This is a genomic window from Burkholderia sp. BCC1638, assembly GCF_902833195.1.
GTDB lineage: Bacteria > Pseudomonadota > Gammaproteobacteria > Burkholderiales > Burkholderiaceae > Burkholderia > Burkholderia diffusa.
Genome location: NZ_CADFEC010000005.1, coordinates 217,307 through 233,195 on the forward strand (window position 1 = coordinate 217,307; position 15,889 = coordinate 233,195).

Annotated in this window: 10 protein-coding genes; 5 read left to right on the forward strand and 5 right to left on the reverse strand. The window is 68.4% G+C overall.

Annotated features, from left to right (window positions below):
• Window positions 1–32: 32 nt before the first annotated feature.
• From HWX22_RS08050 to dapC, 3 genes are read right to left on the reverse strand one after another with little or no spacing between them, the layout of a single operon-like run.
• A complete protein-coding gene (locus HWX22_RS08050; protein ID WP_044847939.1) occupies window positions 33–401 on the reverse strand; it encodes an ArsC family reductase in 369 nt (122 codons plus the stop codon).
• Window positions 401–1,228, reverse strand: coding sequence for a 2,3,4,5-tetrahydropyridine-2,6-dicarboxylate N-succinyltransferase (gene dapD, locus HWX22_RS08055; RefSeq protein ID WP_059817751.1), 828 nt, complete (start codon window positions 1,226–1,228; stop codon window positions 401–403). The genes HWX22_RS08050 and dapD overlap by 1 nt, the downstream gene beginning before the upstream one ends.
• 45 nt (window positions 1,229–1,273) lie before the next feature.
• Window positions 1,274–2,506 carry a succinyldiaminopimelate transaminase gene (gene dapC, locus HWX22_RS08060; RefSeq protein ID WP_175911673.1) on the reverse strand — a complete coding sequence of 411 codons (1,233 nt, stop codon included), beginning with the start codon at window positions 2,504–2,506 and terminating at the stop codon, window positions 1,274–1,276.
• 159 nt (window positions 2,507–2,665) lie between these two features.
• Between dapC and HWX22_RS08065 the strand changes: the two genes are divergently transcribed.
• The 5 genes from HWX22_RS08065 (at window position 2,666) to def (ending at window position 11,407) form a co-directional block, all read left to right on the forward strand.
• Window positions 2,666–3,607 carry a DMT family transporter gene (locus HWX22_RS08065; RefSeq protein ID WP_059701553.1) on the forward strand — a complete coding sequence of 314 codons (942 nt, stop codon included), beginning with the start codon at window positions 2,666–2,668 and terminating at the stop codon, window positions 3,605–3,607.
• Between the two features lie 139 nt (window positions 3,608–3,746).
• On the forward strand, window positions 3,747–7,259 hold the full coding sequence (gene smc / locus HWX22_RS08070) for a chromosome segregation protein SMC (protein WP_175915360.1): 3,513 nt from the start codon (window positions 3,747–3,749) through the stop codon (window positions 7,257–7,259).
• An 85-nt stretch (window positions 7,260–7,344) separates the two neighbouring features.
• Window positions 7,345–8,631 (forward strand): cell division protein ZipA C-terminal FtsZ-binding domain-containing protein, encoded by a 1,287-nt coding sequence (locus HWX22_RS08075; protein ID WP_175911677.1) that lies wholly within the window; start codon window positions 7,345–7,347, stop codon window positions 8,629–8,631.
• Window positions 8,632–8,801: 170 nt separating this feature from the next.
• Entirely contained in the window at window positions 8,802–10,877 is a 2,076-nt protein-coding gene (ligA, locus tag HWX22_RS08080) for an NAD-dependent DNA ligase LigA (RefSeq protein ID WP_175915361.1), read from the forward strand.
• Complete coding sequence (def, locus tag HWX22_RS08085) at window positions 10,874–11,407, forward strand: peptide deformylase (RefSeq protein ID WP_059511077.1); 534 nt, start codon at window positions 10,874–10,876, stop codon at window positions 11,405–11,407. The genes ligA and def overlap by 4 nt, the downstream gene beginning before the upstream one ends.
• Window positions 11,408–11,504: 97 nt before the next feature.
• On the opposite strand, the gene HWX22_RS08090 is transcribed toward def, so the two are convergent.
• The gene (locus HWX22_RS08090; protein ID WP_175915362.1) at window positions 11,505–13,250 is read right to left on the reverse strand and encodes a pseudouridine synthase; all 1,746 of its coding nucleotides are present in this window, start codon (window positions 13,248–13,250) and stop codon (window positions 11,505–11,507) included.
• Between the two features lie 16 nt (window positions 13,251–13,266).
• Entirely contained in the window at window positions 13,267–15,843 is a 2,577-nt protein-coding gene (locus HWX22_RS08095; RefSeq protein ID WP_059817742.1) for a [protein-PII] uridylyltransferase, read from the reverse strand.
• Window positions 15,844–15,889 lie beyond the last annotated feature (46 nt).

Sequence of the window (15,889 nt, forward strand, 5' to 3'; positions counted from 1 at the left end):
TCGTGCGCGGCGCGGGCGCAGCGCGGGCGGCCCTAGGCGGCAAACAGGGCCGCGTACTGATCGGCCACGAAACCGAGCGATTTCACGCGGCCGTTGACGACGAGCACGGGGCGCTTGATGACCGACGGCTTGTGGATCATCAGCGCGACCGCGCCGGACTTCGTTTCCGCGGCCGCCTTCATGGCGTCGTCCAGGCCGCGCCACGTCGTGCCGCGCTTGTTCACGAGCGCGTCGAGCGACACGTCCTTCAGCCAGTCCTCGACGAGCGGTGCGCTGACGCCGAGCTTCTTGAAGTCGTGGAACTCGAACTCGACGCCGTGATCGTCGAGCCACACGCGGGCCTTCTTCACGGTGTCGCAGTTCGGAATGCCGTAGACGACCACGGTGCGCGGCTTGGCCATCAGTCGCCTCGCAGCAGCTCGTTCAGGCCGACCTTCGCGCGGGTCTTCGCGTCGACCTTCTTCACGATCACCGCGCAGTACAGGCTGTGCGAGCCGTCCTTCGACGGCAGGTTGCCGGCGACGACGACCGAGCCGGCCGGGATGCGGCCGTAGCTGACTTCACCCGTTTCGCGATCGTAGATCTTCGTGCTCTGGCCGAGGTACACGCCCATCGAGATCACCGAATTCTCCTCGACGATCACGCCTTCGACGACTTCCGAGCGCGCGCCGATGAAGCAGTTGTCTTCGATGATGACGGGGTTCGCCTGCAGCGGCTCGAGCACGCCGCCGATGCCGACGCCGCCCGACAGGTGCACGTTCTTGCCGATCTGCGCGCACGAGCCGACCGTGGCCCACGTGTCGACCATCGTGCCTTCGTCGACGTACGCGCCGATGTTGGTGTACGACGGCATCAGCACGACGTTCTTCGCGATGAACGAGCCGCGGCGCGCGATGGCCGGCGGCACGACGCGGAAGCCGCCCGCGGCGAAGTCTTCGGCCGTGTAGTTCGCGAACTTCGACGGCACCTTGTCGTAGAACTGCGAGTAGCCGCCGGCCGGCATCGGTGCGTTGTCCTCCAGGCGGAACGACAGCAGCACGGCCTTCTTCAGCCACTGGTGCACGGTCCAGTTGCCGTCGATCTTCTCGGCGACGCGCAGTGCACCCTTGTCGAGTTGCTCGATCGCATGAGCGACGGCTTCGCGGATGTCGGCGGGCGCGGCCTTCGGCGACAGCTCGGCGCGGTTTTCCCAGGCGGTATCGATGATTTGCTGAAGTTGTTGCGACATGTTCGTTTTCGCAGGAGATGAATGGAATTGATCGGGATGGACGTCTTACCGCGCGAGAGCCCGGCAGAAATCGACGATGCGTTGCGCGCCCTCGACGCATTCGGGGGTGCCCGCGACGAGCGCGATCCGGATGAAATCGCGGCCCGGATTCGTGCCGTGCGCATCGCGCGCCAGGTACGAGCCGGGCAGAACCGTCACATTATAGTCGGCGTACAGGCGGCGGGCGAACTCGGTATCCGACAGGCCGGTGCGCGCGACATTGGCCCACAGGTAGAACGCGGCGTCGGGCAGCTTCACGTCGATCACGTCGGCCAGCATCGGCGTGACCGTGCTGAACTTCTGCAGGTACAGCGCGCGGTTCTCGCGCACGTGCGCCTCGTCGTTCCACGCGGCGATGCTCGCGTGCTGCCAGACCGGCGACAGCGCGGCGCCGTGATACGTGCGGTAGAGCAGGAATTTCTTCAGCAGCGCGGCGTCGCCGGCGACGAAGCCCGAGCGCATGCCCGGCACGTTCGAGCGCTTCGACAGGCTCGACAGCATCACGAGCCGCTCGAAGCCGCGACCGAGGCGGTGCGCGGCCTCGAGGCCGCCGAGCGGCGGCGCCGCTTCGTCGAAGTAGATCTCCGAATAGCACTCGTCGGATGCGATCACGAAGCCGTGGCGGTCGGACAGCGCGAACAGCTCGCGCCAGTCGTCGAGCGTCAGCACGGCGCCCGTCGGATTGCCCGGCGAGCACACGTACAGCAGCTGGGTGCGCGCCCAGACTTCCTCGGGCACGGCCGCGTAGTCGCACGCGAAGTTGCGCGCCGGGTCGCTGTTCGCGAAATAGGGTTCGGCACCGGCCAGGAGCGCCGCGCCTTCGTAAATTTGATAGAACGGATTCGGACAGAGTACGATCGCTTTCTCGCCGTCCGCGGTCGGGCGCGCGTCGATCACCGTCTGCGCGAGCGAGAACAGCGCCTCGCGCGACCCCGACACGGGCAGCACCTGCGTGGCCGGGTCGATCGCCGGCAGCCCGTAGCGGCGCTCCAGCCAGTGCGCGATCGACGTGCGCAGCGCGTCCGAGCCGGCCGTGGCCGGATATGACGCGAGGCCGTCGAGCGAAGCCACCACGGCGTCGCGGATCAGCGCCGGAGTCGGGTGCTTGGGCTCGCCGATACCGAAGCTGATCGGTTTCAGGCCGGCGGAGGGCGTCACGTCCTTGAACAGGGCGCGCAGCTTTTCGAAGGGATAGGGCTGGAGCGAGTCGAGTCGAGGGTTCACGGGCGAAGCGGCCATCGCGGCCGGTTGGAGCGAAAGGGGCGGCGCGGGTGCCGCACGGCTGCGAGCGGGCGCCGACGGCGCGCGGGTCGCAACGGACGATTATAGCGTGATGCAATGCGGTCACGGCCCGCCGGAACGGCGGCCGGGCCGGTCGAATAAAGGGTATCGAACCAAATGAATAACGCGGTACGCGGCAGCCTGCCGACGCTGGCCATCCTGATCGGCGCGTCGGTATGGGGCCTGATCTGGTATCCGCTGCGGATCCTCGCGTCGCTCGGGCTCACCGGCACGCTGGCGAGCGCGCTGACGAGCGCCGTTGCTTTCCTGTTCGTAGTGGTCGTGCGGCACCGCACGATCGCCACGCTGCGCTGGCACTGGGTGCTGCCTGGCATCGCGATCACGGCGGGCGTGACGAACCTGGGCTTCGTATGGGGCACGATCCACGGCGAAGTGCTGCGCGTGATGCTGCTGTTCTACCTGACGCCCGCCTGGACCGCGATCTACGCGCATTTCCTGCTGCGCGAGCGGCTGACCTGGGCCGGCGTGGGGCTTGCGGCGCTGTCGATCGGCGGCGCGATGCTGATGCTGTGGTCGCCGAAGCTCGGCATGCCGCTGCCGGCCAACCCGGCCGAATGGGCGGGGCTCGCGGCCGGCCTGAGTTTCGCGATGAGCAACGTGCTCGTGATCAAGGCGAGCCGCGAGCTGCCGGACATGCGCGCCGAAATGCGCACGGCGACGCTGTTCGGCGGCGCGGCGGTGTTCGGCGCGATCGCATCGCTGTTCGAGGGGCTGCCGGCCGCGCCGGCGGGCGGCCAGCTCGGCGTCGCCGCGCTGATCGTCGCCGCGATCGGCGTGACGATGGCGGCGAACAACCTGCTCGTGCAATATGGCCTCGCGCGCGTGCCGGCGAACCGCGCGTCGATCATCATGCTGTTCGAGATCGTGATCACCGCGCTGTCCGCGTGGGTGTTCGCGAACGAACTACCGACGGCGCGCGAGTGGGCGGGTGGCGCATGCATCGTGCTGGCGACGCTGCTGTCGAGCCGGGTCCATCGTGCCGCGCCGGCATCGGGCAAACCCGGCGACGGGCGGGACGGCGCACGCGCGATGGTATGATGGAAGCCGTTTGCGGGGCCCAACGCTGGATGCGCGCGGCCCCGCTTTTGAATTCCGGGGCGCATCGCGCGCACGGGCCGTCCGGCCCCGCACGTCGCGGCCCCGTCCGTTTCACACCTTCTTCACATCCGATACCGCCGTGCGTCTGAGCTCGATCAAACTCGCTGGCTTCAAATCCTTTGTCGATCCCACGCATTTCCAGGTTCCGGGCCAGCTTGTCGGCGTGGTGGGCCCGAACGGGTGCGGCAAGTCCAACATCATCGATGCCGTGCGCTGGGTGCTCGGCGAGTCGCGCGCGTCCGAGCTGCGCGGCGAGTCGATGCAGGACGTGATCTTCAACGGCTCGACCGCACGCAAGCCCGGCAGCCGGGCCAGCGTCGAACTGATTTTCGACAACTCCGACGGCCGCGCGGCCGGGCAGTGGGGCCAGTACGGCGAGATCGCCGTGAAGCGCGTGCTGACGCGCGACGGCACGTCGAGCTACTACATCAACAACCTGCCGGCGCGCCGCCGCGACATCCAGGACATCTTCCTCGGCACGGGCCTCGGCCCGCGCGCGTACGCGATCATCGGCCAGGGCATGATCGCGCGGATCATCGAGGCGAAGCCGGAAGAGCTGCGCGTGTTCCTCGAGGAAGCCGCCGGCGTGTCGAAGTACAAGGAGCGCCGCCGCGAGACGGAGAACCGCCTGCACGACACGCGCGAGAACCTGACGCGCGTCGAGGACATCGTCCGCGAGCTCGGCGCGAACCTCGAGAAGCTCGAGGCGCAGGCCGTCGTCGCGACCAAATACAAGGAACTCGTCGCCGACGGCGAGGAGAAGCAGCGCCTGTTGTGGCTGCTGCGCAAGAACGAGGCCGCGAGCGAGCAGCAGAAGCAGCAGCGCGCGATCGAGCAGGCGCAGATCGACCTCGAGGCGCAGACGGCAAAGCTGCGCGAGGTCGAGTCGCAGCTCGAGACGTTGCGGGTCGCGCATTATTCGGCGAGCGACGCGATGCAGGGCGCGCAGGGGGCGCTCTACGAGGCGAACGCCGAAGTGAGCCGCCTCGAGGCCGAGATCAAGTTCATCGTCGAATCGCGCAATCGCGTGCAGGCGCAGATCGCCGCGCTGAACGCGCAGCGCGAGCAATGGCGCGCGCAGGCCGAGAAGGCGCAGGACGAGCTCGAGGAAGCCGAAGAAGCGCGGGCAATGGCCGACGAGAAGGCCGCGCTTGCTGAAGACAACGCGGCCGCGAAACACGACGCGCTGCCGGCGCTCGAGGCGAAATGGCGCGATGCGCAGGCGCAGCTCAACGACGAACGCGCGCGGATCGCGCAGACCGAACAGTCATTGAAGCTCGAGGCGGCGCACCAGCGCAATGCGGACCAGCAGCTCCAGCAGCTTCAGCAGCGCCACGAACGCCTGAAGTCCGAGGCGGGCGGGCTCGACGCACCGGACGAAGCCCAGCTCGAGGAGTTGCGCATGCAGCTCGCCGAGCAGGAAGAGATCCTCGCCGAAGCCCAGGCACGCCTCACCGATGCGCAGGACGCGCTGCCGCGCCTCGACGGCGAACGCCGTGCCGCGCAGGAGCGCGTGCAGGCCGAAAGCGCGCAGATCCACCAGCTCGAGGCGCGGCTCGCCGCGCTCAAGCAGCTGCAGGAGAACGTGCAGACCGAAGGCAAGATCCAGCCGTGGCTCGACAAGCACGAGCTCGGCGCGCTGCCGCGTCTCTGGAAGAAGCTGCACGTCGAGGCGGGCTGGGAAGCGGCGCTCGAGGCCGTGCTGCGCGACCGTCTGGCTGCGCTCGAAGTGTCGAATCTCGACTGGGTGAAGGCGTTCGCGACCGACGCGCCGCCCGCGAAGCTCGCGTTCTACGCGCCGCCCGCGGCCGGTGAACCGCCGGCCGCCGCAGCCGGGCTGCGCCCGGTGCTGTCGCTCGTACGCATCGACGATGCGGGCATCCGTGCGGTGCTGAACGACTGGCTCGGCAACGTGTACGTCGCCGACGACGTCGCGCAGGCGCTCGCGACGCGCGCGCAACTGCCGGCAGGCGGCGCGTTCGTCGTCAAGGCCGGCCACATCGTCACGCGTGTCGGCGTGCAGCTGTACGCGGCCGATTCGGAGCAGGCCGGGATGCTGGCACGCCAGCAGGAAATCGAGAACCTGACGCGCCAGGTGCGCGCGCAGGCGCTGCTCGCCGACGAGGCCCGCACCGCCGCCGTGCGGGCGGAGGCCGCGCACACGCAGGCCACGCAGGCGCTCGGCGACGTGCGCGCGCAGGCCGAGCGCGCGACGCAGCGCGTGCACGCACTGCAGATGGACGTGCTGAAACTCGCACAGGCGCATGAGCGCTACACGCAGCGCAGCACGCAGATCCGCGAGGAGCTCGAGGAAATCGGCGCGCAGATCGACGAGCAGCGCGCGCTGCGCGCGGAATCGGAAGCGAACTTCGAGCGTTTCGACGGCGAACTCGCGGAACTGCAGGCGCGCTTCGAGGACAACCAGCTCGCATTCGAGGCGCTCGACGAATCGCTGACGCAGGCGCGCCAGGAAGCGCGCGACCTCGAGCGCGGCGCGAACGACGCACGCTTCGCCGCGCGCAACGCGGTCACGCGGATCGACGAGCTCAAGCGCAGCATCCAGGTTGCGCACGAGCAGAGCGAGCGCGTCGCCGCGTCGCTGGAAGACGCGCGCGCCGAACTCGAAACGATCAACGAACAGACCGCGCACACGGGCCTGCAGGACGCGCTCGAAATTCGCGCGGTGAAGGAAGAGGCGTTGCAGGCCGCGCGGATCGAACTCGACGACCTGACGGCTAAGCTGCGCGCCTCGGACGAGCAGCGTCTCGTCGCCGAGCGTTCGCTACAGCCGTTGCGCGACCGCATCACCGAGCTGCAGCTGAAGGAGCAGGCCGCGCGCCTGTCCGTCGAGCAGTTTGCCGAGCAGCTCGCGGCGGCCGAGGTCGACGAGCAAGCGCTGCGCGAGAAGCTGACGCCCGACCTGAAACCGTCGTACCTGCAGGGCGAGGTCACGCGCCTGAACAACGCGATCAACGCGCTGGGCCCGGTCAACATGGCCGCGCTCGACGAGCTGAAGGCCGCGAGCGAGCGCAAGGTGTTCCTCGATGCGCAGTCGGCCGACCTGACCGATGCGATCACGACACTCGAGGATGCGATCCACAAGATCGACCAGGAAACCCGCACGCTGCTGCAGGGCACGTTCGACGAGGTCAACCGTCACTTCAGCGACCTGTTCCCGCGCCTGTTCGGCGGCGGCCAGGCGAAGCTGATCATGACGGGCGACGAGATCCTCGACGCGGGCGTGCAGGTGATGGCGCAGCCGCCAGGCAAGAAGAACGCGACCATCCACCTGCTGTCGGGCGGCGAAAAGGCGCTGACCGCCACCGCGCTGGTGTTCGCGATGTTCCAGCTGAACCCGGCGCCGTTCTGTCTGCTCGACGAGGTCGACGCGCCGCTCGACGACGCGAACACCGAGCGTTTCGCGAATCTCGTGCGCGCGATGTCCGACAAGACGCAGTTCCTCTTCATCTCGCACAACAAGATCGCGATGGAGATGGCGCAGCAGCTGATCGGCGTGACGATGCAGGAGCAGGGCGTGTCGCGGATCGTTGCGGTGGACATGGAAACCGCCGCGGGTTTTGCCCAGAATTGACGTTTGACGAAACCGGACCGCGTTCGCGCGGCGCATGGGCGCCCGTTCGCGGGTCCGACGAACAAGAATTGCTGATGGAGCATGCATGGACGAGTTGACACTCGGATTGATCGGCGCGGGCGCCGTCGTGGTGGGCGGCGTCGTGGTCTACAACGCGTGGCAGGGCGCGAAGGTGCGGCGCAGGATGCCGCGTCCGATGCCGGAAGAGACGGCCGAGGCGATGAATCGCCCCGAGCGCGATGAAGAGCTGCCGTTCATCGAGCCGGTGCGCCAGCCCGTGCGCCGCGAATCCACGGCGCCGGCACCGGCCGCCGCTGCCGCGAGCGCGTCGGCCGACGCCGCGCGCGTCGAGCCGACTTTCGGTGGCGTGGCGCCTGCCGACACGCCGGCCGACCTGCAGGCCGAGGCCACCGGCGTCGACGCGCCGTCGGCGTTGACCGAGCAGGCCGTCGACGAAGGTGCGGTCGCCGCCACGCAGGAAGCACCGGCCGAGGATGCCTCGAATGAACCGGCTGAACCCGTGCTGCCCGCCGCGACGACGATTTCGTCGGCGCCGCCCGCGATCGTCGACCGCCGGATCGACTGCATCGTGCCGATTCGCCTCGGCGCGCCGCTGCCGGGCGACAAGATCCTGCCGGTCGCGCAGCGGCTGCGCCGCGCGGGCAGCAAGCCCGTGCATATCGAGGGCAAGCCGGAAGGCGGCCAGTGGGAACTGCTGCAGAACGGCGTGCGCTATGAAGAGCTGCGTGCCGCCGCCCAGCTCGCGAACCGCAGCGGCGCGCTGAACGAACTCGAATTCTCCGAATTCGTGACGGGCGTCCAGCAATTCGCCGACGCGATCGACGGCGCACCGGAATTCCCGGACATGATGGAGACGGTCGCGATGGCGCGCGAACTCGACGGCTTTGCCGCGCAGTGCGACGCGCAGTTGTCGATCAACGTGATGTCGGATGGCGCGCCGTGGTCGGCGAACTACGTGCAGGCCGTCGCTTCCCAGGACGGGCTGCTGCTGTCGCGCGACGGCACGCGCTTCGTGAAGCTCGATGCGAAGCAGAACCCCGTGTTCATGCTGCAGTTCGGCGACACGAACTTCCTGCGTGACGACCTGACCTACAAGGGCGGCAACATGATCACGCTGGTGCTCGACGTGCCGGTTGCCGAAGAGGACATCCTGCCGTTCCGGCTGATGTGCGACTACGCGAAGTCGCTGTCCGAGCGGATCGGTGCGCGGGTCGTCGACGATTCGCGCCGGCCGCTGCCGGAATCGACGCTGGTGGCGATCGACCAGCAACTCATGAAGCTGTACGCGAAGCTCGAGGAAGCGGGCATCCCGGCCGGTTCGCCGGTCACGCGCCGCCTCTTCAGCCAGTAACGCGTTCACGGGCGACGGCCTGCGATGCCGTCGCCCGTTGTCGTTGCAGCGCCGCACACTCCGTCCGTGTGCACCGCAGCGGGCCTGCGCGGCATGCATCGCGTGCCCCCGCCGCGGCGTCAAACTGAGATAATCGAACATCCGATTTTTCAGAGCGAATTGCCGCCAGCATGGCCCGAACCCAAGCCGAACCGCCAGCCAGCCACCCCGACGCGCGTGCCGCGTGGCTGCGCGATCAACTCGAGCGGGCGAATTACGCCTATTACGTACTCGACCAGCCGGATCTGCCCGACGCCGAATACGACCGGCTCTTCGGCGAGCTGCAACAGCTCGAAACCGACCATCCGGAACTCGTGACGCCCGATTCGCCGACGCAGCGCGTCGGCGGCGAAGTGGCGAGCGGTTTCACGCCGGTCGTCCATGACGCGCCGATGCTGTCGCTGAACAACGGCTTCGCCGACGAGGACATCGCCGCGTTCGACAAGCGCGTCGCCGATGCGCTCGGCAAGACGACCGATCTCGCCGGCTCGGTGACGGATCCCGTCGAATACGCATGCGAGCTGAAGTTCGACGGGCTCGCGATCTCGCTGCGCTACGAGCGCGGCGTGTTCGTGCAGGCATCGACGCGCGGCGACGGCACGACCGGCGAGGACGTGACGGAGAATGTCCGCACGATCCGTTCGATCCCGCTGAAGCTGAAGGGCGCGCACGTGCCGGCCGTGCTCGACGTGCGCGGCGAGGTGTTGATGTTCAAGCGCGATTTCGCACGCCTGAACGAACGCCAGCGCGCGGCCGAGCAGCGCGAATTCGCGAATCCGCGCAATGCGGCGGCCGGCAGCCTGCGCCAGCTCGACCCGAAGATCACCGCGCAGCGTCCGTTGTCGTTCTTCTCGTATGGGATCGGCGTGCTCGACGGGATGCCGATGCCGGACACGCACAGCGCGCTGCTCGACTGGTACGAGTCGCTCGGCCTGCCAGTGAACCGCGAACGCGCGGTCGTGCTCGGTGCCGAAGGCCTGCTCGGTTTCTTCCGCAAGGTCGGCGAGAAGCGCGAATCGCTGCCGTACGATATCGACGGCGTCGTCTACAAGGTCAACCGGCGCGACGAGCAGGACCGCCTCGGCTTCGTGTCGCGCGCGCCGCGCTTCGCGCTCGCGCACAAGTTCCCCGCGCAGGAAGCATTGACGAAGCTCGTCGCGATCGACGTGCAGGTCGGCCGCACGGGCGCGATCACGCCGGTCGCGCGGCTCGAGCCGGTGTTCGTCGGCGGCGCGACGGTAACCAACGCAACGCTGCACAACGAGGACGAAGTGCGCCGCAAGGACATCCGGATCGGCGATACCGTGATCGTGCGGCGTGCGGGCGATGTGATCCCCGAAGTCGTCGGCGCGCTGCTCGACCGCCGGCCGGCCGATGCGGCCGAGTTCGTGATGCCGACCGAGTGCCCGGTATGCGGCTCGAAGATCGAGCGCCTGCCCGACGAGGCGATCGCGCGCTGCACGGGCGGCCTGTTTTGCCCGGCGCAGCGCAAGCAGGCGCTGTGGCACTTCGCGCAGCGCCGCGCGCTCGACATCGACGGGCTCGGCGAGAAGATCATCGATCAGCTCGTCGAACTGAACCTCGTGCGCACGCCGGCCGACCTGTTCAATCTCGGTTTCGCGACGCTCGCGGAACTCGACCGGTTCGCCGAGAAGTCCGCACAGAATCTGCTCAACTCGCTCGAAAAGGCGAAGCACACGACCCTCGCACGCTTCATCTACGGGCTCGGGATCCGCCATGTCGGCGAATCGACCGCGAAGGATCTCGCGAAGCATTTCGGGTCGCTGACGCCGATCATGGACGCGTCGATCGAGGAACTGCTCGAAGTGAACGACGTCGGTCCGATCGTGGCCGAGTCGCTGCACCAGTTCTTCGCGGAAGAGCACAACCGCACGGTGATCGAGCAGTTGCGTGCGCCCGGCAAGGTCACGTGGCCCGAAGGCCCGCCCGCGCCGAAGGCGCCGCAGGGCGTGCTCGCCGGCAAGACGGTCGTGCTGACGGGCACGCTGCCGACGCTCACGCGCGACGCGGCGAAGGAGATGCTCGAAGCGGCGGGCGCGAAAGTCGCGGGCTCGGTATCGAAGAAGACGGATTACGTGGTCGCGGGCGCTGACGCCGGCAGCAAGCTCGCGAAGGCCGAGGAACTCGGCATCCCCGTGCTGGACGAAGACGGACTGCACCAACTCCTGGAGGGCAACACGCCATGATTCGCGAGATCCTGAAGATGGGCGATCCGCGCCTGCTCGAAGTCGCCAAGCCGGTCGAGCGGTTCGATACCCCCGAACTGCACGAGATCGTCGCGGACATGTTCGAGACGATGCATCACGCGAACGGTGCGGGGCTTGCCGCGCCGCAAATTGGTGTCGGTCTGCAGATCATCATCTTCGGCTTCGGCAGCAACAACCGTTATCCGGACGCACCGCCCGTGCCCGAGACGGTGCTGATCAACCCGAAGCTCGAGTACATGCCGCCGGACATGGAAGAGGGCTGGGAGGGCTGCCTGTCGGTGCCGGGCATGCGCGGCGTCGTCAGCCGCTATGCGAAGGTGCGCTACAGCGGCTTCGATCAGTTCGGCGCGAAGCTCGACCGCGTCGCCGAAGGCTTCCACGCGCGGGTCGTCCAGCACGAATACGATCACCTGATCGGCAAGCTGTATCCGATGCGGATCACCGACTTCACGCGCTTTGGCTTCACCGAAGTGTTGTTTCCGGGGCTTGATCCGGCCGACGACGACTGACCTTCATGCGGCCGCGCGCGCCGTCGCCGTACCGAAACGAAAAAAGCCCGCTCGCGCGGGCTTTTTGCATTGCGCGGCACGCAGTGCGTGCCCGCCGTCAGAACGACTCGTCAGCCGACAGATAGCGCCATTGCCCTTGCGGCAACGCGCCGAGCATCACGCGGCCCATCCGCACGCGTTTCAGGCCGATCACTTCGAGACCAACCAGCTCGCACATGCGGCGGATCTGGCGCTTCTTGCCTTCGCGCAGCACGAAACGCAACTGTTCGCCGTTCTGCCAGCTCACCATCGCGGGCTTCAGCGGGACGCCGTCGAGCTCGAGACCGTGGCGCAGCTTCGCGAGCGATTCCGCGGGGAAGTGCTGGTCGATGTCGATCAGCCGTTCGCCGAAGCGCACGCGCACCAGGTATTCCTTGTCGATGTCCGACTGCTCGCCGATCAGCTGCTTCGCGATCCGGCCGTTCTGCGTCAGCACGAGCAGGCCGGTCGAATCGATGTCGAGCCGCCCGGCCGGTGCGAGCGCATGCAGATGCTGCGGCGAGAAGCGCAGTTGCGACCGGTCGCCGCTCCACTGGTTCGCGCGCGTGATCAGTACCGATGCCGGCTCGTAGCCGTCTTCCGCCTGACCCGACACGTAGCCGACCGGCTTGTGCAGCAGGATCGTCACCTGCGCGGCCTGCGCGGCGCTCGCGCGCTCGTCGATCTCGATCTTCTGGTCCGGGCGGACCTTGGTGCCGAGCGTGTCGATGCGTTCGCCGTCGACGAGCACCCAGCCCTTTTCGATCCATTCGTCCGCTTCGCGGCGCGAGCACAGGCCGAGTTCGGACATGCGCTTCGACAGGCGCATCAGGCCCGTTTCGTCGCCGCGGTCGACGTCGGCGGCGCGGCGCTTGACCGGTTGCGCGGTCTTCAGCGCGGCGCCGGTCGAGCGGCGTTCGGTGCCGCTACGTTCGTTGTCGCGTGCGGGGCGCGCCGGGCGATCGGACGACGTGCGGCGTTCGCCGAAGCTTCGCTTTTCGCCGTAGCCGGCTGCCTTGTCGCGGTAGGGTGCGCGTGCAGCGCCTTCGGCGCCTGCGCGGCGCGGGCGTGCATCGTCGTCATTGCGACGGGCCGGGCGGTCGGAGGTCGTGCGGCGTTCGCCGAAGCTGCGCTTTTCGCCTGCGCCGCCTGCCTTGTCGCGGTAGGGGGCACGTGCGCCGCCTTCAGCGCCTGCGCGGCGCGGGCGCGCATCGTCGTCGCTGCGACGCGCGGGGCGGTCGGACGACGTACGGCGTTCGCCGAAGCTGCGCTTTTCGCCTGCGCCGGCTGCCTTGTCGCGGTAGGGGGCACGTGCGCCGCCTTCAGCGCCTGCGCGGCGCGGGCGTGCCTCGTCATCATTGCGACGGGCCGGGCGGTCGGATGTCGTGCGGCGTTCGCCGAAGCTGCGCTTTTCGCCTTCACCGGCTGCCTTGTCACGATAGGGCGCACGTGCACCGCCTTCGGTACCCGCACGGCGCGGCCGCGCATCGGGCTTGCCGTCGGTGCCGCGATACGGACGGGCGTCGCCGCGTTCGGCGCGGCCGCCAGGCTTCGCGTCACTGCGATAGCCGCGCTCGGCGCCGCCGTCACGCGGTGCGCGCTTCGCCGGAGCGCGTTCCGCACCCGGGCCCTCCGCGCCGCGCGGCTTGAACGCGCGCTCGCCGGCGGCGGCCGGTGCGGCGGCCTTCTTCGGGCGCGGCGGCTTGTCGGCCGCGGACGGCGCGGCGGGGCGCACCGCCTTGCGGGCGACGAGGCTGCCAGAGCGGACAGGTGCGCGGGTCGGCGACGCCGGCCGCGGATTCTTGACGGTCAATTTGGTGCGCATAAACGCTGGGATTCATTCAGACTGCGATCGCGCGCAGCAATTCGGTTTCGAGCTGGATCTGCAAGCGGTTGTCGGACAGGCCGGCACCGTCGAGCAGGAAGATGTCCTCGACGCGTTCGCCGAGCGTATTGATCCGCGCCGCGTGGACGCCGACCCGATGCTCGGCCAGGACGCGCGCGATCGAATAGAGAAGGCCCGGCCGGTCGTTGGCGGACACGGACAGGATGTAGTACTGACCGCGCTCGTCGGCCCGGAGGTCGACGCGCGGCGTAATCGGAAACGTCCGGGACAGCCGCGACAGGCGACCCTTGGACGGCTCAGGCAGCGACGCGGTTTCGGCAAGGCGCGTCGCGAGTTGCTGTTCGACGAGATTCGCGATGTCACGGTAGCGCACGTCGCGTTCGGTCTGCGTGACGATGAAGTTGTCGAGCGCATAGCCGTGCCGCGTCGTGCTGACGCGCGCATCGAGCACCGACAGCCCGTTGCGGTCGAAGTACGCGCAAATGCCCGCGAACAGGTCGGGGCGGTCCTTCACGTACACGAGCACTTGCAGCGCGTCGCCGATCGGCGACGGCCGCGCGCGGACGATCGCGGTCTCGGCGTTCACGTGCCGGTACAGCACGCGCGTCTGCCATGCGATGTCGGCCGCGTCGTGGCGAAGGAAAAAGCCGATGTCGAGCTGATCCCACAGCGCGCGGTGCGCGTCGTCGGGCACGGTCTCGAGGCGCAGCAGCGCGAGCGCCTGCTCCTGCCGCGACTTCAGTTCCGAATGCGCGTCGGGATTGGCGCCGCCGAGCACTGCCAGCGTAATCCGGTAGAGGTCTTCGAGGAGCTTGCCCTTCCACGTGTTCCACACCTTCGGGCTCGTGCCGCGGATATCGGCGACGGTCAGCAGGTAGAGGGCGGTGAGGTAGCGCTCGTTGCCGACGACTTCGGCGAAGCGCTTGATGACCTCCGGGTCGCTCGTGTCCTGCTTCTGCGCGACCTGGCTCATCGTCAGGTGATGCTGGACGAGCCACACGATCAGCGCCGCGTCGTCGCCGGCGATCCCGTGCTCGCGGCAGAAACGCCGCGCGTCGGCCATCCCGAGCGTCGAGTGGTCGCCGCCGCGGCCCTTCGCGATGTCGTGGAACAGCGCCGCGACATACAGCACCCACGGGCGCTCGAAATTGCCGATCAGCTGGCTGCAGAACGGGTACTCGTGCGCGTGCTCGGCCACCGCGAAGCGGCGAATGTTGCGCAACACCATCAGGATGTGCTGGTCGACCGTGTACACGTGGTAAAGGTCGTGCTGCATTTGGCCGACGATGCGGCGGAAATTCAGCAGATAGCGGCCGAGCACGCTCGTCTGGTTCATCAGCCGGAACGCATGCGTGATACCTTCGGGCTGCTGCAGGATCTGCATGAACGTGCGGCGGTTCTGCGGATCGCGCCGCCACGTGTCGTTCATGATCTCGCGCGAGTTGTACAGCGCGCGCAGCGTCCGGGCGGACAGACCCTTCACGCCACGGGTCGCCTCGTACAGCAGGAACGCTTCGAGGATCGCGTCCGGATGGCGTTCGAACACGCCGTCGTCGACGATCTCGAGCATGCCCTGCTTCTCGACGAAGCGATCGGGTGACAGCACACGCGTGATGCCGCTCGTCGCGGGAAACAGCTGCGCCTCGATGTTCTGGATCAGGATCGTCGCCAGCTGCGTGACCGCTTTCGCTGCCCAGTAGTAACGGCGCATCAGCTGCTCGCTCGCGCGCTTGGCCTGCGTCGGCTGGTAGCCGAAGCTCTCGGCGGCCTGCGTCTGCAGGTCGAACACGAGCATGTCCTGGCGGCGTCCGGCGATCACGTGCAGCCGCGCGCGCAGCGTCTTCAGGAATCCTTCGTTGCGGCGCAGCTCGCGCGCCTCGCGATCGGTGATGAGGCCGCGCGTGTCGAGTTCGCGCCAGCTGCTGCCGAAGCCGGCCGCGCGCGCAATCCAGAGGATCGTCTGCAGGTCGCGCAACCCGCCCGGGCTTTCCTTCACGTTCGGCTCGAGGCTGTACGGCGTGTCCTGGAACTTCGCGTGGCGCTGGCGCATCTCGAGCACCTTCGCGGTGAAGAACGCGCGCGCGTCGAGCGCCTCGTGATACCGCACGGTGAAGCGCTCGAACAGCGCGGTGCTGCCGACGATGCGGCGCGCCTCGAGCAGCGAGGTTTGCACTGTGACGTCCTGCGACGCTTCCTCGATGCATTGGGCGACCGTGCGCACGCTGCTGCCGATCTCGAGGCCGAGATCCCATGCCATCCCGATGAAGCGCTCGATGCGCGCGTCGAGCGCCGGGTCGTGCGCATCGGGCAGCAGCACGAGGATGTCGACGTCGGAGTAGGGCGCGAGCTCGCCGCGCCCGTAGCCGCCGACGGCGACGAGTGCAAGCGTCGCGGGCAGCCCGCAGTCGTCCCACACGCGCTTGAGCACGTCGTCGGTGAGTTTCGACAGCGCGTGCATCAGCGACGCGACGTTCGTCGCGCTGCGAAAGCGCTCGAGCATGTCGGCCTTGGCGGCCTTGAATTCGGCGCGCCGCGACAGCGCTTCGGGCGAGGGGGCGGCGTGAGCGCTCATGGGCGGGCCGTTCAGGTCAGCAGGTCAGGGGCGGGTGGGGCGGCGG